Origin of the sequence: Paenibacillus sp. 2KB_22, from assembly GCF_052115745.1 — a bacterium.
GTDB lineage: Bacteria > Bacillota > Bacilli > Paenibacillales > Paenibacillaceae > Paenibacillus.
The window spans coordinates 952,661-975,169 of record NZ_JBFRHG010000001.1; the positions used below are offsets into that span (position 1 = coordinate 952,661).

Genomic DNA, 22,509 nt, shown 5'->3' on the forward strand with positions numbered 1-22,509 from the left:
GAATAATACATGTCATATTTTAATCATACCCTACTGATTATAGCGCTTATAAGGCTTAATTCCAATCCCGTTACAGCGAATTAATTGCAAATCATTCTCAGGTAAGTCATCTTAGAAAAAAATAATATCCTCTCTGTAATTCTAATTTACAGAGGTCTTGGCCACATTAGCAATCAGGTGTTTCTCCAATTTTTCGCCTTCACACAAGGCCTGTACCAGCGCTCTGCCTGAATCCGGTGTCATTTGTCCATACCAGTCACCCTGTGGATACACAATCGTCACGCATGCATCGTCACACTGACCATTACATTTGGTACGAGTCGTATGGATGAATCCTCCCGCCTGCTGTTTAACAATCTCGTCCCGTACCGCCTGAGTTACTTCTTCCCCATCGTTACGCATGCATGTTCCACCATTACAGAGTAAAATGTGATGTTGCAGTTGATCCAGATTATAGATAGCCAAACTTGGTTCATTCCCCTCAAGTCGATATGATATGTATCCTATTTATTCCATCGTACAACCTTATAAATTAGCATATGAATTCCTGATACGCAACGAAAATATTAAATCTCGGGCTCTTCAACGCTCTACCCTTGCCGTACAAAAAAGGTCTGTAGACTGCCATCCTCGCTAATCTCCAGCAAGTTCAATTGTGCTCCGTAGGCACAACCACCATCAATGCCAATTTTGTCTCCGCTTGGGTCAAACCAAATCCCAGTCTCCTCATGCAAATGCTTTACGGGTGTGTGTCCAAATACGACCGTCTCTCTAATCGTCGTTGGTCTGGAATAGAATGATTCCCGAATCCAAATGAAGTCCCGCTCGGACTGGTTTCTCCAATCCTCGATCTCCGGGTTGATTCCGGCATGCACAAAAATATAACCCGGGATCTCGTACACCAGCGGAAGCTGATCCAGAAAACGAAGATGATGTTCATAGTGTGTACGTATCCACTGTTTGGCTTCAGCATAAGCTTCCCAATCTATCTGTTGCTCATCATAAGTAAGCTCCAGATCCAGATAACTGGCCATCGTCTTTAATCCACCATTACGAATCCAGTGTTGATCATATTGTTCAACATCCTGGGTCAGCGCCTTGACCATCATCGCATCGTGATTGCCTTTGATCACTATAATATTGTGCTGTTGCTGAAGCTGCATAATCTGTTCGATGACCTGTTTGCTGCTTGGACCGCGATCCACATAATCACCCAGCAAAATCAACTCATCTTGCAAAGGATTATAATCTGCAAGCTTAAGCAGTGCATTCAATTCATCGTAACAGCCATGAATATCACTAATGACACATCTGCGCATGTGAATCTCTCCTCTCCCTGATCACGCAAGAGTATAACCGGAACCTTGCAAGAGCAAGATTCCAGTCTGTTCAGAGTAGTTATTCCCGCTTGCTCACCATTAGTCCTGCTTGAGTCCAAAGGCATCTGCAATCAAGCCGAATGAGCGCAGACGTGCTTCAAACGAATGGACCGCTGACGCGATAATGACTTCATCCGCTTCATGACGTTCAGCCATAGCGGTAATTTTGTCTCTCACCTGATCCGGTGTACCCACGATGGAAAAAGAACGACGTTGACGGATCTGTTCCATCTCCATCGCTGTGAATGGATAGTTGTTCACCGTCTCCAGGGATGGGAAGGAACTTTGTTCAAGACCTCGTCCGAGGCGCAGGAAGAAAAGTTCATTGCTGCGTGCCAGTTCAGCCGCTTCTTCCTCTGTCTCTGCACAGAATGCCGAGACAGCAATCATGGAATGTGGTTTGTCATTCAGGATGGACGGCTTAAAATGTCTACGGTAATGTTTCATTGCTTCTTCGCCGCCTGGTGTCCCGAAGAATTGGGCAAACGCATACGACGTCCCTTGCGCAGCTGCAATTCTGGCACCTTCGGAGCTGGAACCCAGCAACCACACTTCGGGTACCGTTGGAACCGATGGTCCGGCTACCAGTGATGCAAACCGATGATCCTCAGGCAATTGCTCGTGGAAGTATCCGCCCAGATCCGCAATCTGCTGTGGGAAGAATTGTACATTCGATGATTTGCCTTCGTTCAGCGCTCTGCTGGCAATCGGCATTCCGCCTGGTGCTCTGCCAATTCCAAGGTCAATCCGCCCCGGATGCAACGCTTCCAGCAGACGGAAATTCTCTGCAACCTTATAGGCACTATAATGAGGTAACATGACTCCACCGGAACCTACCCGAATGTGATCCGTATGTGCAGCCACATGTGCAATCATCACTTCAGGACTGGAAAAAGACAGCGCACCACTACCGTGATGCTCCGACATCCAAAAACGGGAATATCCCAATTGATCCGCATGTTGCGCGAGTTTCACCGTTTCCTGCAGCGTATCCTGCACACTACGGCCTTCATTGATATGTCCATGTTCAAGTACACTCAGTTTCATATATATTCAATCCTCTCATCTGTTAGGTTCTTGATTTCTGTGAATATGAGTTCTTGCGGATGTTACACGCTATTGCTCACTTCATTCTTGCTTGTTCCATTGTAACATTAATTATTACAGTTTCAAACTTTAGTTATCCTCTTTTATTACCACACTTCTGCAAGAAACATGCAAAAAACGCCACCAGCTTTTGAACTGGTGACGTTTGGATCTAGTGTTGAGATATAACCTATTGCAGAAAAAATCAGTTATGGCGCACGTTTCGGTAACAACTTCACATACTCGTCAGACAGTTTCATCAGGCTGAGCACATGTTCATAGTCGGCACGATAAGGTTCCAAATCCGTTACCGGTTCATACGTTTTAAGTGAGTAGGCTGTTCCATCATCAAACCCTGCACCCGGAATAAACATGATGTCATTGTTGACAAATGAACCCGTCGGCAAGTAATACCGGATACCGAAGGCATTATGGTCCATGTTGAGCAGATCATGTCCGAAGGCCGTGAATTTCTGATTCTGGAGCGAAACGCCCATCAGATTCATGATTGTTGGCAACATATCCAACTGACCGCCTGGCTGCTCAATGACTTGCCCTTTGGTCTGTTTGGGCGTGTGGATCATTAACGGAATGTTGAATCGACTAACTTTACCGTCATAAGGGACGCCCAGATTAGCCTGAATCTGCTGTGTAATCTCTTCGTCAGCAGGCAGACCGAAGTGGTCTCCGTAGAGCACTAAGGTTGTGTTATCCCATAATCCATTCGCCTTCAACTCATTAATGAGTTGACCAATGGCATAGTCCGTATAGTTGATCGCTTGCAGATAATCGTGAAGCAGTTTGTTCGTGATGGTTGCAGGAATCGTGATTCGTGCACGATCAGCGGGGATCGTAAACGGCGAGTGGCTTGATGCCGTAATGAACTGAGCATAGAACGGCTGATTTGCCGCCTGATGCGCAGTCATTTTTTCCACGCCTACACGGTACAACTCTTCATCTGATGGTCCAAAATCATTAAACTTGTCGTTCTCGAAGCTCGGCTTGTCGAAGTAACGAGTGAATCCGAGAGCAGGATACATTTTGTTCCGGTTCCAGAAGGTAACGTCATTGACGTGGTACGTCTCGGACTCATATCCTTCTTTACCCAGTAACTTTGGAAGACTCGGCAGTTCACGGTCACTATACCCTGCCGACATGGGAACAACGCCGGTTGGATAGATAGACGTGTTCGACATGAACTCAGCGTCTGATGTGTTTCCCTGTCCAATCTGTTGGAAGAAATGAGAGAAATAATAGCTTTCTTTCGCCAGATCATTCAATACCGGCGTTAACTCCTGACCGTCCAATGAAGCATTAATCGGAAAATTCTGAAAGGACTCCAGTTGCAATACAATCAGATTACTGCCTTTGGCCTGACCAAAATATTTGGCCTTCAAAGCTGTGCCGTCACTCGGTTTATCCTGATACGGATACTTGCTAACCAAGTCATTGATCTTGGCAATCGTTTCGTTAATGTTGCCATTCGCAATGGCCTCATTCTCTTTGCTTGTCATAATGGCAGACGAGACCTGGTAGTTCAGGAAACCGAGATTCTCGGCGCGAACCAGTTCGTTATCAATCGTTTCACCTTTGACAATAAAACTGCCTGACAGCACGATGCAGAATGCAGCGGTAAGCGCAACACCGAGTTTTCCCCAGTAACGTTTGCGAATTCTGCCAAACGTCAGACCGCTATCGCGGTAACTGCTGCGGTTACGCCCACCGGTACGTCTGCGCATAATGAACCATATTGGCAGTGCCAATATGATGTCTGCAAAAAATAGAAAGTGCTCCGGTCGTACCAGAGGTCCGATACTGCCCCGCACTTGCGCAACCTGACCTAACTCACTTAGCACGGTATATGTGGGTACCGAACTGAAATGAACGTTATACAGCGTTGCCGCGAACAGAAGTAGAGAAAACAGAATATTGAATCCTCCATAAATGGCTCGCTTCCAGCCTTTGGGCACGATCAAATCCAGTAGGCATACCAACGTTAACGCACCTAATGCGTCGGTCAACAGACCGATGCCGGACAGACCCTGGAAAAAGAAATACCGCAACAGTGATAGCTTCAACAACATAAGAATGAATAACACGGCGAATAAGGTCCGTGATGAAGTTCGTTCATTTTTGGAATTATACATGGTCGCTTTCAACCCTTACCCTGAAATTTTACGTTCATTTTACAAAACGCATATTTCAGTATAACAGTTTTCTGGTTGCTATTCCATGGAAGTTCCGTGTAGGACAGGGTAAGCGTTACGCAATTGTAGAAATATCTGCATTCTGTGTGTTCGCGACCTCTCTCTGTCCCTTAATGGCTGCTTGTGCAGCTGCAATTCGTGCATAAGGGATCTGTTCAGGCAAGCAGCTAACGTAATCCATGCCAATACGGTGGCAGAACGTAATCGACTCCAGATCAACCACGTTCTCTCCGCAGATCCCTGTTTTCAGATGAGGTTTTCGAATTCGACCTTGGACTACCGCCATCTCTATCAGCTGTCCGACTCCTTCAATATCGAGCACATCAAATGGATTATTCGTTACTATACGAGAATCCGTATCACGTTGAAGGAATCGCTTCTCGGCTTCTTGGCGACTATATCCAAACGTCATCTCTGTCAGCTCATCCGTGCCAAATGTGAAAAAGTCTGCCTGGCGAGCAATGTGAGTCGCCGTCAGCGCCGCTCTCGGAGCTTCGATCATCGCCCCAACTCTATACAGACAATGCCGCTTCTCCTCACCAAGCACTTGGTCAGCCACATGATCCACCAGATCTCTCATCACTTGAAGTTCATGCACATGACCGATCTGCGGGATCATAATCTCGGGGCGTACCCACCAGCCTTGACGGATGCCTTTCACTGCTGCACGGAATATTGCTTCAAGCTGCATATCCATAATTTCAGGGAACACGGTACTCAGACGACAAGACTGTTGCCCAAGTGTAGGATTGTGTTCGTGCAATTCACTGACTCTGCGAATGACGCGCTCCAGTTCCTCCAGTTCAATCTGACCGTCTCCTTGTTCCTGCGGCTCCTCTGATTGTAACCATTCACGTCGTTTCTCCAACACGCCCAGATCCGGTAGCAGTTCATGCAACGGCAAATCGAGCAAACGTATCGTTACCGGGTATCCATCCATCGCTTCGAATATCTGTTCAAAGTCCGACTGCTGCATCGGCAACAGTCGCTCCAACCCACGCCTGCGTTCGAATTCACTGTCTGCCAGAATCATTTTCTGTACAAAAGGTAGCCTCGCAGGTGACAACAGCATGTGTTCCGTCCTGCATAATCCGATTCCCTCAGCCCCCAGTATCCGTGCTGTTATGGCATCCTGCGGTCGATCAGCATTGGAAAGTATCGTCAACTCTTTCTTTTCATTAGCCCATTCGAGCAGCAGTTGCAGATCGGATGATGAAGGTGAAGCTGAGTTATTCTTAGAGGCTGCACGCTCATCATTCGTTACTGGCTGGAACTGTGTGGGAAGATTTCCGATGCTCTCTTCTCTGCCCGAATCTGTATAATGCTTCCGCACTTCCGTGATATGCCCAGGTTGGATGCGCAACAGTGCTTCCTCCTTGGTGATGAGTCCTTCATGGACAAAATCAACAGCACTCCTCAGTAAGGCTGTAGAAGATAATCGGGCGGGCTGGGTGTACACAACATACAAAGCGCCGGAATCAATTACAAAGGTAATCTCCTGCACTTCTCCCTGACGCGTCTCCAACTGGCTACCTATCTCCAACAAACGTGTATATAGCTCAGGTTCGTCATCTCTTAACCGCTCCAGACCGTGATCCGTTTGATCGGCGTTCCCCGTTGAGACATACTGTCCAATAATTCCCTTTTCTCCTGTAAGTGGGTTGCGCGTATATATTGTTCCGGTCCCGCTTGAGTCTCCACATTTCCCATGCATCATGGTCTGTATAAGAACAGGAGCGCCTTGCTCCGAAGAAATGTAATATGGTTTACGCATGCTCTCATCCTGAGATCTGGATGCTTTAACACGCTGAGAATGATATACCGCACGTACTGCTTCTTTGAATTGAAGTTGGACATCCTGTGGAAATGGGATACGCCCCTTTGCTTCAATTAAATATTTAAATTCAGTGATGATTAATTCAAGCTCCGCTTCATCCCTACCCTTGACGTGGTTCGATATTTCTGTGAAAAATTCAAACGGAATTCCATGGATCAGCTGTCCATATGCCTTTAAGTAATTGAGGTAACATTGAAGTGCATACAACCGATTACCGGTTTGACGTGCGAGTCCTTCCACGGTAACATCATTTAAACCAACATTTAGCAGTGAATGTATGGCCGCTTCTGATGATCGATCCTGTTCAGTACGTACCGCGAGCAGAAGCGGATTCTCCGAATGTCCGAAGAATTTTCCGGTTTGCTGTTCCAGGTGCCGGATCGCGGTCACAATCTCTTCCTCTCCTTCACCGGAAAGATGTCCAAGACGGGTACAGAACTCGCGACAGCATTCCGTTGTGACTACAAATCCGGCTGGGACAGACCAACCTGCATGCTTTAGCTCCGCAAGATCAGCCCCTATACTGCCCATTAGCCCCTTCATCTCTGCCGTACCTTCTTCCAACAGAATTACCCGTTTTGTCATTACAGCTCTCCCATCCGCCATTCATGGCTATGCTTGAAGACTTCAACTTGCCTTACAGATCAGCCTTCACTCTAATGGTATGTCGTAATCTTTCAGTCAAGGACATTCCGCTTTGCATTTTGTGCTCGTTATCCTGTTTTTTTGTAAACGCTACACTAAAATGAGATGAATCTAGGCTATTCTGGCAATTGCATTCGCTCATTTATCAAATTGAACAAAAAAGAAGCCCCTTCAGCTAGGCTGAAGGAACTTCACATTGGTTAGTATTCACTTACCTCAAACGTCAAATGTTTTATTCCCATTCACCTTTTTTGACGTAAATCGCTTCATAAGCAACAATTACATTCGTTTTGTCTGTTACCTTTTGTAAATCATCGATCACAACTTCTTCTTCGCTGTAATCTACTAAACTCGAATCAACTTTCTCGTAGACCCCACAGTCCTTCACATAAATTACATCTGGATGATTAGAATCATATCGTAAGCTTTCCGGAAGATCTTCAGGCAAGATTTCATGCGATTCGGCAACCGTAGTCCTCGGTACCTCTGTAACAGGAGCCATCCCGATAACAGCTACTACTAAAAGCGATGCCCAGATTTTTTTCTGCATATGATGTCTATTCTCCTATTCATTTTTCCTATATCATACAGTAAATCCGATTAGTAGAATATTTTATTCATTTTTCTTCGAGTTTAACTTAATTATTGAAACCAGCTTGTTTGTAATTTTAACTCTCATCCCTCAAGCCATAAACCGCAATATATCCTCAATCTTCTTCCCATGGGATATCACACCGTAGTTCATCCAGCTCATGAAATCTACTTCATACACATTACCGTTCTTCACCGCAGGCAGGCGTTTCCATTCATCCCTGTCGAGTAGTTCGCGCTCATCTCCTGGTTCAGAAGAATCCCCAGTATCAAAAGTAATCAACAAGTGATCCGCATCAAGTTGACTTAACTGCTCCAATCCAATGGAAATCCTACGCTCCTGTCTTGTCCATTGCTGCACACGGGAATGCGGATTCAATCCAAGATCCTGATAAATTACAGGGCCTACGTATCCTTGCTGATCCCCATAGAGAGTAATTTCCGACGCAGATATGCGCAAAAACGCTACCGTCTGACCACGCATATAACGTGTTAAACGTCCTTTCGCTTCCAATGCCTTGTCCTCATACGCACCAATTACATCTTGGACCCGATCCATTTTCCCCAATACATCGGCTGTCGATCTCAAAATGGAGCGCCAATCCTCTCCCAGCTGTTCTACGTAAAACGTAGGGGCTACCTGCTCAAAGCGGTCCAGATTCCATCGATCATATCCCTTGTCCAACATGATAAAGTCAGGTACATTACCCAGATTAAACTGCGCATCCTGCTGGCTCACATCGAATTCGGGTACATCATCCAACCCCAGATAATGCTGTCTGCCCCAGGAGTGATGCGAACACTGCAATACAGGTTTTATGCCCAAGGCCAACAAAAAGTCTTCCAGATACGGAGCAAACACACGAACCTCTTGACGGTGATGACGGCGATACAACCCAGGTGAAATACCAGCATACTGCTTGAATCGGCGACCAAAATAATACTCGCTGCTGAATCCCACATTCTGAGCAATCTCATGGATGCGATCATCCGTCAGCTGCAATAGTTGCTTCGAGCGCTCCAGCCGAACCGTATTCACATAATCAAGCGGAAGCTTGCCTGTAATCCTTTTGAATTGCCGAGTGTAGCTGGCTCTGGTTAGACCAATATCTGCCGCGAGCTCATCCACAGTTATCGTCTGATCATAGTGGTCGTCAATATAACGAATTGAACTTTGAAGACGGGCACGGTCATCTGGTGCATCTGTTTCCGGATCACTCTGGCGAAGCAAGGCGCGAAACCACTCCTGGAAACGAAGCTGTACCTCCCAGTGCTCCATCCAATCGCTAGTGATCTGTTGACGCAGTATTTGTTCCAAGGCTTCCAGACATGAACTCCACGGACTGTAACTCAGCTGAATAAGAGGGAGCGCTTCTTGAGCCTCAATCCCTTTAAGAAACTCTTGCTGCTCAGTCGTGATTATCGTAGACGGATGGTCTGAAATATCTTCTTTCACCTCAGCCACCAACAGATCAAGCTTATAATATTGCAAATCACTTTCTGTCCAAGGAGAGCCTTCTATCTTAATGGGTGTTCCCGCTGGAACAAACATAATCATTCCTTTTTCCAAATGATGAGATTTCCGATCCGAGTAAAGCATCGAACCCTTTCCAGACGTAACTACAAATATGGAGGGTGAAGACGACATTTTATGTAGCAAACGTTTAGCGATATCAGATTTATTATGATTTATGTATTCCATATGCTGAAGCGTACACAGCCAGGGCTTGGGGATCCATTGTATTATCGTGGGGCACATGTTCATCGTCCTTAACTGAGAATTGTTATCATTTAAAATAGTGTATACGAAAAAAGAAAGCTCTTCAACCCTGACTGAAGAACTTTCTTTCTTATGGAGTTATTCTTATGGAGTCATTTTTTCCAACAAGTCATCAATTTTCATGGAATTCGCTGTAATCGCACCTGATTGCCAATGTGCTCTTTCCATGATGTACACCTGATTGTTCTTAACCGCCGGAAGGGATTGCCACAACTTACTGTCAAGTACCTTCAAGGCTTCCTTGTTCTCGGGGGATGACCATTCTCCATTGGAAGGGAAAATGATAAGATGATCCGCATCAAGCTGCGGGATGGCCTCCTCAGACAGAATTTCCTGATATTCCTCCATCTTGCTAACCAGAGGATGAGGTGTTAGGCCAAGCTCTGAATAAATAAATCCGGTAAATCGATTTTTCACACCGAACAGTGCCAGTGTGTCATCGTTAACATTCAACCGGACAACTGCAACGGTCTCGTCCCCGACCGCTTCCTGCAGCTTCGCCTTCGCATCTGCAACCTTGGCCCCGAATGAGGCAGCAACTTCTTCACCCTTGTCTGGCTTACCTACAACATCGGCAATGGTTTTTAGAATTTGATTGGAATCCTGCAGTACGCTCTCAGGCAAGCGATACGTCGGTGCCACCTTGGAATACATCTCATATTTCTCCATATCCACGCCACCATCTACAATGATGAGATCCGGATCATTTTCCAACAAAGCTTCAATACTGCCCGTAGTATCAAATTGCGGAACATCCAGTCCTAAATAATCCTGCACACCCCACAAAGGATGATACCACTGTACTACAGGTGTAATATCGAGTGCCTTCAGATAATCTTCTACATATATTCCAGCAATCCGCTGTGGTTGAATCGGAATCGTCACATCTCCAAATTCATCCTGAACAACTCGTGTCGCAGGCTCTGTCTCGGTTCCGGAAGTATTTTCTCCAGAAGCTGCACTTTCAGTTGCAGGAGTCTGTTCCGCATTCGTAGCGGTATTTGTACTACATCCTGAAATCACGAGACCCATGAGAAGTAATGTGATTGTCCACCCTTTTATACCTTTAATAAAACCTACCATGATACCCTTCACCCCTATATGATCTGTTGATGTAATCGTGAGAATGTAATACATATAACGTATAATGATTATCATTCTCATCTATTGCTTAGGTGAATTGTAACTCATGCTTCAACCGACTCACAATGTACATTTGATGCTATTTTTTTATACAAACGAAAAGAGCCAACGTGGCTCTACCCCCGCTTATCCCAGGGGCAACCTACCTTGACGATAACTTTCCAGCAGCTTGTTCACAAAGATATCATTCACCATATCATGTAACAGTGCAGCGCCAATTAAACCCAGATCATCACTCACATACCCGGCTAACTCAGGTTCGCCAGTGAGAGCTAACGTTTGTTTGAACGCCTGTTCCCTGCATGCGCGCAGCACCTCTTCTTCAGCCACAGCAGTAGCTTGAGCCCATCGTTCAAAGGATTGCATCCACTCGTCAGCAAACGTTGAGGCATCCCTATCATCCAGATAAACCTCCACATCCAATCCTTCGAATGTCTGCTGAGTCAGAATCCGTCCTTCGTTAAGTTCCGACAGCAGCTTCTCCACATCTGTTCTGCTCATCGATCTCCCCTCCAGTTCCTCATCATGTCAGATACATCTCAGGTATAACAAAACGCTTCATCATGCGCTTGGGATCGGCTGTAAAATGATTCAATTGAAGTTCCTCATATTCACTAAGGATACGTTCAAAGATATCAGCGATCACACCACAATCTGCCAAAGCATTGTGCCTGTGAATCCCATCTGTATTCAGATCGTAATATCGAATCAGAAAATCCGTAGAGACGACCTCGGTAATCTCAGGATGAATGTACGTGAACATCGCTTTTGTATCCAATACCAGGTTAGTCAACATCGGGAGTCCATACTCATCGCAATGTCGCTTCAAGATGGGCAGATCATATTCATATCCTGCTTGTGTCACAAGAACGTTATCTCCAATGAATTCCTGAAAGGACTGAAATGCTTCTACAAACGACGGAGCCTCTACCATATCCTCATTCGAAATGCCTGTTAATTTCGCCACAGCTTCTGGTATAGGTTTGTTCGCCCGTGTAAGTGAAGAAAATGTTGTATTACATTGTTGACCTCTTTGGTAATGCATCGCACCAAATTGTGTCACACTCTCCACCACAGGATTAATGCCCGTGCCTTCGAGATCAAATATACAGTACATTCTATCCTGTAATGAAGATACGCTTAGATTTTCAATAAAGTATGTATCAGGTAACAGCGTCATTTTCATCCGTTCAACTCACACCTCTCTGCTCTCATCAGGGTTAATGCATTTCTCATATATTATCCTGTCACTCCCACAGTCGTGTCACCTTGACCAACTTGTGCGTTCCGTTAAACTCCAACTTATAGATATCCGGCATCGTAGTACTTTCCCAGAAATCGTAACCGTAGGAAGAATCATAATGTTGAAAAATAAGCGTCATTACATCTCCATGGGTTCCGATGACCACCTTGTGACCCGCATGTTTATCCAGAATTCTATCGATCACCGCTACTGCCCTAGAACGAGCCTGTTCACCAGACTCTCCACCAGGATACGCATACGTAGGATCACGGTACAATCGTCGCTTGGCATCACAAAAATTATCATGCCTCACATCCGAACTCGACAACTGGCGTTCACGCAGATCTTCCTCTGTCACCACAATTCCACCTGAACGATCTGCCAGAATCTGAATTGTATCCACCGCTCGCCTGTAAGGGCTGGAATAGAACTGTTGAATCTGCTCCCCATGGAGCAGACTGGCAACCGTTCCCGCATCTTGATGACCTTGCTCTGTCAGTCCACGCTCGCGTTCTCTTCCTTCAACATATCGAGACTCCGCATGTCTAACAAAATACAAAACCGTAATGGTCTCGCTCATCATGCGTCCGCTAATCCTTTCTTCTTCTCAATGACAATCAGGCAGGTACTATCTGGCAAAGGCGCAGGTTCACCTTCTTCGTCCATGAAGATAATTCGTTCTCCAAGTGCTTCTGTGTACCCCTCCTGAAGGAAATGTTCAAAGGTGAACATCTCGGCTTGTTCGCCTAGCGCTTCTAAAATACAGTTCTTATAGTCGGTCGGTGTAAAAATACCGAACTGTTCCTGAATCTCATGCACATATGCCTCTTCACCCCACGTATAGGTGTAGAGAAATTCCATCGCATCGTTGATTGGCAATACAACCTCATTGTCGGAGAGCCGTTCATATTGAATTGCACGTCCCTGAAAATCCGCTGCATACCGCTCCAGCCAGCGCATCCCATCCGGTTCCAGAAAACGAATCCGGCGCTTCTGCGCCTCGGGTTCACTCATGATGCCATCCCGAATCAGAATTCTTCCTCCAGGTGATAGTACACGGAACGAACTTCTCAGCGCTGCCACAACCGTATCGGAATTAAATCTTCGACCGTCCAGTTCAATATATGAATATAATTCATGCAGAATGGATGAGAAAATAACCGTATCCACGGTGCCTGGCTGCACATATTGCTCCAGTTGCAGGGCATCGCCCTTCATGACTTGCCAGTGATGTCCTTCGCGCTGTTTTTTGCGCTCCAGCGCTTCAATGACATTGGCTGAGATATCGATACCAATCGGCTCCACTTCCGGTTTTTCCTGCTCAATCAGATCCAGCAGAATCCCTCCACCTGGACCGATATCAAGTACCCGTTTACCGACGATATAGTCTAGCAGTACTTTTTTGTAATCACCGGAGCTGTTCATATCGGACAAATACGTCTCTTCGTTGTGGAACCGGTCATAGGCATCCCGGCGTAATCCGAACAGGTCAAATAACAGCAGCACAGCCTTTTCATATAACGGTGACTTTTCCGCTTCAATACAGAATGCAATCAGCTTCTCGGCAGCGGGGGAAAATTCGAAGGTCACGAACAATGTATCCGGCAGATCCGTATGACGCTCCATGCGATGGGTTAGATGGGGATAGACGATCTGCTCCCCTACCGCAATCTGTTCCCATGCGTATTGTTCCAAATATTTTTCAATCATTCGTTTCTTGTAAATGTTGAGCTTCTTGACCCCTTTGTAGTCGTAATACATCGTATTCATCAATGGTTCGAAGCTGATATGGCGAACGATTTCAGATCGACCCTCCATGGATGTTGGAGTCATACTCTCGCTGCGCAGCGTCAACAGGAACACTTTCACCATCTCCTGCAACGAGAAATCCTGCATGGCCGACTCTACATACCACAGCGTACGATGAGCCAGCGGAGCCAGTGCCTGTTCTACATCCAGTTCCTTCTGGAGCTTGGCGTAAGCCGTATCCATAGCTTCTCCCTGCCGAATGGATGAACTTCTTAAGCGGGATAACCGTTCCTTCACGCTCCAGTCCTCATGATCCGGTCCAGTGATAATCCAGCCTACAATTCGCTGTACTTCAGCCTGCACCTGATTCCATAACGCTGGATCAACGCCTGCAATAATGCACTCATTTAAAGCTATCAGGATGGTGTGCAGTTCACCTGTAGTAAGCCATCCTTTGACGATCAAGGCGTGAAGCGGAGCATTCTCGGCAAATGGAATCTCGCCGCGTATGTATTGACCAATAAGTCCATGCGTAGCAATTAGAGTGCGTATAATCTCATGCCTTGGTGTGTGTGAAGTCAACGTATCATGCTCGCTTATACCTGTACTCTTACTTTGGGCACCAACCGGAGATCCAGGTTGATTGATACTCGTCTCCTTGGTCTTACTGATGTCATGATCCAGATGCGCTGCCCCTGCAAATAGATCATATAACTGGGCGGACCCCACATTGTGCACAAACAGGTTGACGCCTTGCTTTTGCCATACCCGCCGCTGCTCAAGTGATCCGGCCTTCGCCGTCTCTGACCAGATTAATACGTCCTCCAGAATTTCTCGCACCCAAAAAGAAACCTGAAGCTTCTCCAGCACATGCAGTGTACGCTCGGTGTAATCCAGCACCGGATTCGTACCCTCAAGTTCGGCAATGGAATGAATGCGTTCGAGATTAATATGGGGCTTCTCTGCTGCTGCCAGCAGTTGCAGCCATGGCTGCTGGGCTTCCGGCGTGTTACCTGACTTATATGATTGTATGGCCATTAATGAATGCAGCATGAATATATCCCCTCTCGTTCTCTACCCTTAAATATTATATCGTTAGTCGTCCAACAGACGAAGTCGTTCCTGAACAAACTTAAGCAGATGTTCCACCTCTTGAGCGGGCAGATCCTCGTCAAGACGCGCGGCAGCAACGGGCAGCATCCAGCATTCAATTGCTTCACGTGTAATGCCGGAAAGTTGCATATAATGATGGATGTAATATTCGATCAGCGATTCACGAGCCGTTTCAAACCCCTTTCGTATAGCAGGCTCTGTATCCTCCGGCAAAGTGCCGCTCATTAATATTACCCAGCTACGAGCCGCATCACCCCCTGGATCTCCTGACATACCAGTCATCCAATCGATAACCCAGTATTGATCGCCGGCATCACTGAGCATAACATTATCGGGGTGAAAGTCGCCATGACAGATTTGCTGTTGATCCGGCAATGTTGTTAAGTAAGAAAGGATTCGCGCTTGATCACCCTCTGATAATAATCGAACATTGCGAATCGCTCTGGATAGAATCTGCTTCTGTGAGGGGAGTGTTCCTTCATCATCTCGCTCGCAATGAAGTCTATAATGAAATTCAGCCATTTTAAATGCCAACTGCTCTAGTAGCTCAGGTTGCTGAATGATAAGGGACAACAGGGTATTTCCCTGAAGTCGTTCAAAGACAATGCCTGCACGCCGCGTAGTATGTTCTATTAAAGATATTGCGTGTGGGACGGGGAGTCCTTTTTTGTATGCCAACTCACTTATTCTAAATTCATTCTGTACTGCTTCGAGTGGAAAATCCATTCGATATAACTTCATAATGTGCTCGTTCGAATACGCATAGATTTCCGCAGTTCTTCCCTGACCAATTCGCTCCATATCTATCCGCCCTTTTATTCGAACTCACTTCCTCTGACTTTAGAGAAAATCATACAATCGACCAGCGTAACTGTACTGTTCCGCCGCATCTTGCGTAGTGTGCCTTCCAGCGTATAACCCGCCCTTTCAGCTACTTTGGCACTTCGCACGTTCCGGGCATCACAGCGGATTTCAAGTCGGTTTGCCTCCAGATGCGTAATGGCGAATTGCTCAATACCTTTCACCGCTTCCGTCATCAAACCCTCACCAGCTCGCGATGTTCTAATCCAGTAACCGATCTCGAAACAGCGTGCATTCCAGTCGATGCGATGTAACCCGCTGCTACCTACGAATTCATCCGTATGTCTATCCCGTAAATGTAACATCATGTCGGTACGCTCCAGATATCGCAGCCTTGCTTTGCGAACCGTCACTTCAGACTCTTCCAATGAAGGGATCTTCTCGGCAAAAGGCAACCACAACCTCAGCTGCTCCGCACTCTCACGGACCGCTTCATTCACAGCCTGGCCATCCCCCCACTGCGGTGCACGAATCGTGAGACGTTCCGTATGAAAGCTCTCGGGGATCGTTAACATCATCGGATTAAATGAAGACGACTCTGTCATGGTTATACCTACTCCTCCACCTGAAATATGGAATCAATGATCAGGGGCAAGTTGTCCCTCACGGACACTGCACCGAATACTGAACGGGCGTGCACGCCTTGTTCCCCGAATACCTCCATCATCAGATCCGAGAATCCATTCAGCACTTTATGATGCTCCTGATACGAAGCGGACGCATTGATAAAGCCCTGTACTTTAACTACTCTCTTCACCCGATCCAGCGAACCCAACACATCCCGAACGACAGCAAGCACCTCCAGTCCAGCGTTCCGGGCAAAATCATATCCCTGCTCTGTTGTGAAGTCTGATCCCAGTTTGCCACGTTCGGAGGTATCTGGTCCTTTCCCGGATACATACATGATTCCATTGACAATAACGGCATTCGCATATTTTGCTGCGGGGGCGCTGGCCTGTGGCAAAATGATCCCCAGTTCATTTAATCTCGTTTCAATCATCGTATATTCTCTCCTTCTTTTAGGGTTCTAACGGAACCTGACTCCTTATATTCCTGCCTGTAGACTCTTGGTGCTACCTGAACAGTACGCTTGAACATTTTGCCAAAATGAGAGAAGTTACTGAATCCGGCAAGCCATGCAATATCCGTAATGGATTCCTCACTTTCTCGCAGCAAACGCTGTGCTTCCTTCACCCGTAACAGATTCAGATAATCACTGAAGGTAAACCCCGTCGTTTGTTTGAACAATCGACTCAGATAATGCGGACTAATGCGAAACATACCCGCCACCTCTGGTAATGTCAATGGCTTCTGATAGTTCTCATTCAGGTAACGCACGACGGCCTGTGTCTTGGGATGAAGAACCGGCTCACGATCATCGGAGCATAACCTGCCCAGATGCTGATTACGATAGGCTTGCAGCAACACTTCAATAGCCCGGTGACGAAGCAACAGGTTACTTCCCGGCTGGGGACGAAGCATTTCATCCACCATTTCGCTTACCATCCGCTCCAAAACCTCCGTGACCTGTGAAGGAAACCTTATAATAGGGATCTCCCAGCAGAAGGGCTCTTTCAAGGCTTCAACTAACTCCGTTGAAATAGCCATGGCTGCAAAAAGCTCAGGCTTCAAATACAGCACCATTCGCTCATGGTCGGGCATGCCACTCTCCAAGGTCTTATGCACCGTATTCCGGTCAACAAACACCAAATCACCAGCCTTTACCCGGTAGGTCCGATCCCTAATGAAATAGATACGCTCGCCAGACAACAGGTAATACAACTCATAGTGATCATGCAGGTGGTCATCCGTCATCGAGAAATATCCAATGCGACGATCATATTCAATATGTAATAAATCCGTGGGATCATGAAAATCTGCACTGAAAGGTTCTGTCATGTCGGCCTCTCTCCTTTCCATAAATTATAGCAAAATATGCGGCATTTGAAAGCGGTTACGCATAAAATGCGGCGAAAGAAGTACTCCCTTGTTATAGTCTAAAGCTATATTCAAGGAGGCGATAGACATGAGTAACAAGAAACGTTATGTATTAGTCGGAACCGGCGGCCGCGCGGAATTCTTTTATGGTGCATTAACCCGGGATTACAGGGATACTTCCGAGCTTGTCGGCTTTTGTGATATAAATCAAGTCCGCATGAATTACGCAAATCAACTGTTGAAGGAAAAGTACAATTATCCCGAAGTACCCACTTATCCTGCAGATCAGTTTGATCAGATGATTGAAAACGAGAAGCCTGACTATGTCATCGTAACCAGCGTTGACCGCACCCATCACAAGTACATCATTCGCGCGATGGAACTGGGTTGTGACGTTGTCACCGAGAAACCAATGACGATCGATGAGGAGAAATGCCAGGACATTCTGGATGCAGTCAAGCGGACTGGCCAGAATGTCAGAGTTACCTTTAACTACCGTTATGCGCCGCACCATACGAAGATTCGGGAACTTATTCTGAATGGTACCATCGGAAAAGTCACGTCCGTTCACTTTGAATGGCTGCTGAATACCCGCCATGGGGCAGATTATTTCCGCCGTTGGCATCGGGACAAGCGTAACAGCGGCGGACTGCTCGTTCACAAATCCACCCATCACTTCGATTTGGTGAATTTCTGGATCGGCTCGCAACCGGAGACCGTGTTTGCATTCGGTGATCTGATGTTTTACGGCAGAGAAAACGCAGAAGAACGCGGTGTAACGCAGTTCTACAATCGAGCAACTGGTAACCCGATCGCGAAGGAAGATCCTTTTGCACTGCATTTGGATTCGGATGCTCATATGAAGTCCATGTATCTGGATGCCGAATCAGAAGATGGTTATCAGCGGGATCAGAGCGTATTTGGGGATGGTATCAACATTGAGGATACAATGGGTGTTCTTGTGAAGTATCGGAGCAAAGCCATTCTGACGTACTCCCTCGTTGCCTATCAGCCATGGGAAGGTTACCGCATTGCCATTAACGGCACCAAAGGCCGGATTGAGATGAACATTGTGGAGCAATCCTATGTCAATTCATTAGGTGACAAAAGTAAGGAAGGTGCTCTGATCGGTAAAACGTTGCGGGTCCTTCCGATGTTCGGTGCGCCATATGAGGTTGAAGTGGAGGAAAAAGCAGGTGGGCACGGCGGTGGTGACCCGGTGCTGCTGAATGATCTGTTCGGAGAGCCTGTAGAAGATCCGTTCCATCGCGCAGCTAATCACGTGGACGGTGCAAGATCCATTCTGACGGGCATTGCAGCCAATCGTGCCATCGCCACGGGTTTGCCTGTCAACGTCAATAATCTGGTTCGTTTCTAAGTCTCCCAGATCTGCACTACATTATTAATTTCATTATAAAGGCTGCGCATATTACGCAGTCTTTTTTATATTTTTATAATTACTCTGCACGCAAGTCGACTCGGTAGAAGGAGGAAATCCATGTTCTTCTCTTTAAAAAACCGCCTGATTGCCTTTATCGTTGTCCTGTTTGTCCTCGCTTTTGGTACCCTCTCCTACCTGCTCTTTAAGGAATCACGCACGGTCATTCGTTCTTACATCGAATCCTCTGCTCTTGAAAAAATGGAGGAATATGGGTCATACGTAGACATGGTGCAGATGCAGATCTATGATGTCGCCTCACTTGTTTTCAACAGTGATATGGGCAAGAACTGGGATAACGCGATCAGTGATCCTAACCTTCCGGAAGGAGAAAAGATGCTGGCCAACCTCGCGATGAGCCGCTTCCTCACTCAGGCAACCAACAGTTACACCAGTATCTCGGATGTATCCATCTATCGACGGAATGGACTGCGAATTGGCAGCGAGAATCAGGTAGCGTATGACCCTGCCTTTGTACAAGAATCCTGGTACACCAATTTCTACACATTGGGGGAACGCTGGTTACCTGCACACACCGATCAACATGAACGTGTCAGAGATCATGGCAATCCGGTGGTCAGTCTGCTGATGCCTATTGGTACCTTTCATCATGCTACAGCGCAAAATGTCATGAAGGTGAATGTCAGTGAATCCTATTTTCTGGAACCGCTCCGGCGCATCCATCTGGCGGAGAATAGCACTATTTTTCTACTGGGTGAGCAAGGGAATCCCATTCTGTCACAGCAGGTAAACGCGTTAGGTGCTGTAGCTACCGCAGAGATCGATCGGTTTCGAAACAGCCCGCTCAAATCCGGTGTGGCATACCTCACCAACCATGAAGGACAGCGAGACATCCTTGTTTTCAAGAAACTGGGGCGTACCGGCTGGATGTTGGCAGGTCTGGCACCTGAAAAGGAAATGTATCTCTCTCTCCATAAGCTCCAAAGCACGATTGTGGTGGTGACAATTGTCCTGATTCTGGTCTCCCTCTTGGCGGCTGCATGGTTATCCCACGGTGTAACCAAACCTTTGACCAGACTGGTGCTGGCGATGAGACAGGTTCAACGAGGTGCTTTTGACCAAGCGGATTCACTTCTGCCTCCAGATAAAAATGTAAAGAGTGAGATCAGTTATGTCATCTTTACCTTCCGTTATATGATCAGTCAGCTGCGGCAGCATATCCAGAATGAATTCGAGCTGAAGCTGCTTCGCCAGCAAGCTGAGTATAAAGCACTTCTCATACAGATTAATCCGCATTTTATGTTTAATACCTTGGAGCTGGTAAGCAGTCTTGCCATTCAGCGTAGAACGGATGATACGGTTCAGGTCATTGAGGATTTGGGTAAAATGATGCGCTTTTCCATTAACACCAATGACGATCTTGTTCCCCTAACGGAAGAGCTAGATTATGTGCAGCGTTATATCTCCATTTTGCAGACCCGTTTCGGTCATAAGCTCGACATTTCGATAACAAAGGATGGCACCCTGAACTCCATGGTCATCATCAAGTTTATTCTTCAGCCACTTATTGAAAATGCAGTGAAATACAGCTTCCAGCATCAGACAACAGCTCAGGTCCATATACGGATCAACCGACTGTATGATCGTCTGCATATCCGCGTTTCAGACAACGGACCAGGTATTCCAGCAGAGATAATCCATAGAATGCATCACCCTGATGCTTCCCCCTCATTGGAATCCATATTGCTTAATGAAAGCTGGCATATTGGACTTGGCAATGTGATTGCTCGTTGCCGCCTGCATTATGGTGCCTTGTTCACGGTTCATATGAAGAACGATGAGAGCAGTGGCGCATGTATAGAACTGATTTTACCCGTACAGGAGGAATATGATGTACAACGTATTAATCGCAGATGACGAGATTGAAGTTCGCGAAGGATTGAAATTGAAAGTCGATTGGCATGGCATGGGCTTTGCCATAACAGGAGAAGCGTCTAACGGAATCGAAGCGGATGAACTTTTACAATCTGAACATTTTGACTTGCTGATTACCGATATGAATATGCCTGTTATGGATGGCGTCCGATTATTGGATGTCTGCCGCAGTTATAATCCTTCCATTCAGATTGTTATTATCACGGGTTATGAAGATTTTCAATATGCCAGAGCAGGTGTCCGTAGCCAGGTCATGGATTATTTACTGAAGCCTGTAACCCGGGATGAACTAAAAGCCACTTTAGGCAAAATCAAAGCGGATCTGGATGAACAACGTAAAGTGCGAGGCGATTCCGAATTGCTGCAATGGCGACTCTCTCAGTATTACCGGGAAATGAAGGAACGTTTCCTTCTTGATCTCGTCAAAGGCAATCGCCTACCGCCTTCCTCCATGCCAGAACGGCTGAGATTGTTCCATCTCGAATCATGGCAGGATCAGAAGGTCTGTTTCATCACCGCGAGTATAAGTCAATCGGACAAGCAGGATCTTCGAGAAGATCGCTTACACGAGCAGATGCATCTTCCTTTCGAGATGGTATGTTATGAAATCGCCCAGTCTGATTCAGACAATGTCCAGGTATTTCATGATTCGGCACACGCAGGGATCATGCATTTCATCACAGCAGACGGTGTACAACACGAGTTCATCCAACAGCTCGCGGGACATACGGCATCCGTTTTTTCCATGAATATTAGGGTTGGGATTGGACGATCTGTATCTGGACTTGAGCACTGGAAAGAAGGTTATATCCATTCCCTTCTGGCTTGGAATTCAGCTGAACGGGCTGTCAGCGGGCTGAACCCTCAGGCAGGAACAGACTATAGTCCATTACTGCCTGAAGAAACGACACGCATGCTGCATCGCTGCCTCATTCGTGGGGAACTGGACTCCTTCCGCAGCATCATCCACAAGGAAATTCACGAGGCATTCCAGCTCTCTCCCTCCCGAATGACACGAAGTATTTTTCAAATTTCACTGTTGATGGATTTTCCTATGGCCCCGGAATGGATACTGTGGCTTAAGACGCCAGATCAAGCAGAACGCTTATTAATGCAATGGGCTCAAGACTTCCTGAGTCGACAACTTCCTTCGGAAAATGGGGATGGGACGGTTATAGAGTTAGCCAAGCGATATATCGAAGAGAACTACATGCAGGAGCTCACATTGACGTTACTCGCTGAACGATTCAACTATTACCCTACCTATTTCTCCGAATTGTTTAAGGAAGGGGCAGGTACCTCTTTTGTTCAATATGTGACGGGCGTTCGGATGAAACATGCCTTGCAACTGCTGAAGGATACTCAATTAACGGTATGGGATATTACTGAGCTGACAGGTTTCAGTTCGCCAAGTTATTTCAGCTCGAAATTCAAAAGAATGTTCAACATGAGTCCTTCAGACTATCGCTTGCAGCATTCCGAAAAAATCGATAACCATGATCCGAAGAAATAAGATTCAAGCTTCTCCCCTTCCCCGGTATGATGTGGTTACCAAGAGAACGCCGCATGTTGTAAGCGGATTCACAATGGGTAACCATGAATT

19 protein-coding genes are annotated in these 22,509 nt (G+C 46.5%); 3 read left to right on the forward strand and 16 right to left on the reverse strand.

Annotation, left to right across the window (positions count from 1 at the left end; genetic code table 11):
• Positions 1-141 precede the first annotated feature (141 nt).
• The 16 genes from AB4111_RS03845 to AB4111_RS03920 form a co-directional block, all read right to left on the reverse strand.
• Positions 142-465, reverse strand: a complete 324-nt coding sequence (locus AB4111_RS03845; RefSeq protein WP_253434464.1) for a (2Fe-2S) ferredoxin domain-containing protein — start codon at positions 463-465, stop codon at positions 142-144.
• Between the two features lie 125 nt (positions 466-590).
• The gene (locus AB4111_RS03850) at positions 591-1,319 is read right to left on the reverse strand and encodes a metallophosphoesterase family protein (protein ID WP_442030539.1); all 729 of its coding nucleotides are present in this window, start codon (positions 1,317-1,319) and stop codon (positions 591-593) included.
• Positions 1,320-1,418: 99 nt separating this feature from the next.
• The gene (locus tag AB4111_RS03855) at positions 1,419-2,426 is read right to left on the reverse strand and encodes an LLM class flavin-dependent oxidoreductase (protein WP_442030540.1); all 1,008 of its coding nucleotides are present in this window, start codon (positions 2,424-2,426) and stop codon (positions 1,419-1,421) included.
• 248 nt (positions 2,427-2,674) lie between these two features.
• Positions 2,675-4,612 (reverse strand): LTA synthase family protein, encoded by a 1,938-nt coding sequence (locus tag AB4111_RS03860; RefSeq protein ID WP_442030541.1) that lies wholly within the window; start codon positions 4,610-4,612, stop codon positions 2,675-2,677.
• A gap of 115 nt (positions 4,613-4,727) precedes the next feature.
• The gene (locus AB4111_RS03865; RefSeq protein ID WP_442030542.1) at positions 4,728-7,094 is read right to left on the reverse strand and encodes a putative PEP-binding protein; all 2,367 of its coding nucleotides are present in this window, start codon (positions 7,092-7,094) and stop codon (positions 4,728-4,730) included.
• A gap of 292 nt (positions 7,095-7,386) precedes the next feature.
• Positions 7,387-7,704 (reverse strand): hypothetical protein, encoded by a 318-nt coding sequence (locus tag AB4111_RS03870; RefSeq protein ID WP_442030543.1) that lies wholly within the window; start codon positions 7,702-7,704, stop codon positions 7,387-7,389.
• A 132-nt stretch (positions 7,705-7,836) separates the two neighbouring features.
• On the reverse strand, positions 7,837-9,303 hold the full coding sequence (locus tag AB4111_RS03875) for a helix-turn-helix domain-containing protein (protein ID WP_442030544.1): 1,467 nt from the start codon (positions 9,301-9,303) through the stop codon (positions 7,837-7,839).
• A gap of 306 nt (positions 9,304-9,609) precedes the next feature.
• The gene (locus AB4111_RS03880; protein WP_442030545.1) at positions 9,610-10,608 is read right to left on the reverse strand and encodes an ABC transporter substrate-binding protein; all 999 of its coding nucleotides are present in this window, start codon (positions 10,606-10,608) and stop codon (positions 9,610-9,612) included.
• Positions 10,609-10,794: 186 nt separating this feature from the next.
• Positions 10,795-11,169, reverse strand: a complete 375-nt coding sequence (locus AB4111_RS03885) for a hypothetical protein (protein ID WP_442030546.1) — start codon at positions 11,167-11,169, stop codon at positions 10,795-10,797.
• Between the two features lie 22 nt (positions 11,170-11,191).
• Entirely contained in the window at positions 11,192-11,854 is a 663-nt protein-coding gene (locus AB4111_RS03890; RefSeq protein ID WP_442030547.1) for a 3'-5' exonuclease, read from the reverse strand.
• 61 nt (positions 11,855-11,915) lie between these two features.
• Positions 11,916-12,494 carry a histidine phosphatase family protein gene (locus AB4111_RS03895; protein ID WP_442030548.1) on the reverse strand — a complete coding sequence of 193 codons (579 nt, stop codon included), beginning with the start codon at positions 12,492-12,494 and terminating at the stop codon, positions 11,916-11,918.
• Positions 12,491-14,713 (reverse strand): class I SAM-dependent methyltransferase, encoded by a 2,223-nt coding sequence (locus AB4111_RS03900; protein ID WP_442030549.1) that lies wholly within the window; start codon positions 14,711-14,713, stop codon positions 12,491-12,493. Before AB4111_RS03900 ends, AB4111_RS03895 begins: the two co-directional genes overlap by 4 nt.
• A gap of 42 nt (positions 14,714-14,755) precedes the next feature.
• Positions 14,756-15,574, reverse strand: coding sequence for a phosphotransferase family protein (locus AB4111_RS03905; RefSeq protein WP_442030550.1), 819 nt, complete (start codon positions 15,572-15,574; stop codon positions 14,756-14,758).
• A 14-nt stretch (positions 15,575-15,588) separates the two neighbouring features.
• The gene (locus AB4111_RS03910; RefSeq protein WP_442030551.1) at positions 15,589-16,179 is read right to left on the reverse strand and encodes a GNAT family N-acetyltransferase; all 591 of its coding nucleotides are present in this window, start codon (positions 16,177-16,179) and stop codon (positions 15,589-15,591) included.
• A gap of 8 nt (positions 16,180-16,187) precedes the next feature.
• Positions 16,188-16,634: a RidA family protein gene (locus AB4111_RS03915; RefSeq protein WP_442030552.1), complete on the reverse strand. Its 447-nt coding sequence runs from the start codon at positions 16,632-16,634 to the stop codon at positions 16,188-16,190.
• A complete protein-coding gene (locus AB4111_RS03920) occupies positions 16,631-17,533 on the reverse strand; it encodes a helix-turn-helix domain-containing protein (protein ID WP_442030553.1) in 903 nt (300 codons plus the stop codon). The genes AB4111_RS03915 and AB4111_RS03920 overlap by 4 nt, the downstream gene beginning before the upstream one ends.
• 127 nt (positions 17,534-17,660) lie before the next feature.
• On the opposite strand from AB4111_RS03920, the gene AB4111_RS03925 reads away from it, so the two are divergent.
• The 3 genes from AB4111_RS03925 to AB4111_RS03935 all read left to right on the forward strand — a co-directional run bounded on the left by AB4111_RS03925 (position 17,661) and on the right by AB4111_RS03935 (position 22,419).
• On the forward strand, positions 17,661-18,950 hold the full coding sequence (locus AB4111_RS03925) for a Gfo/Idh/MocA family oxidoreductase (RefSeq protein WP_442030554.1): 1,290 nt from the start codon (positions 17,661-17,663) through the stop codon (positions 18,948-18,950).
• A 120-nt stretch (positions 18,951-19,070) separates the two neighbouring features.
• Positions 19,071-20,888: a sensor histidine kinase gene (locus AB4111_RS03930; protein WP_442030555.1), complete on the forward strand. Its 1,818-nt coding sequence runs from the start codon at positions 19,071-19,073 to the stop codon at positions 20,886-20,888.
• On the forward strand, positions 20,863-22,419 hold the full coding sequence (locus tag AB4111_RS03935) for a response regulator transcription factor (protein WP_442030556.1): 1,557 nt from the start codon (positions 20,863-20,865) through the stop codon (positions 22,417-22,419). The genes AB4111_RS03930 and AB4111_RS03935 overlap by 26 nt, the downstream gene beginning before the upstream one ends.
• Positions 22,420-22,509: the final 90 nt, after the last annotated feature.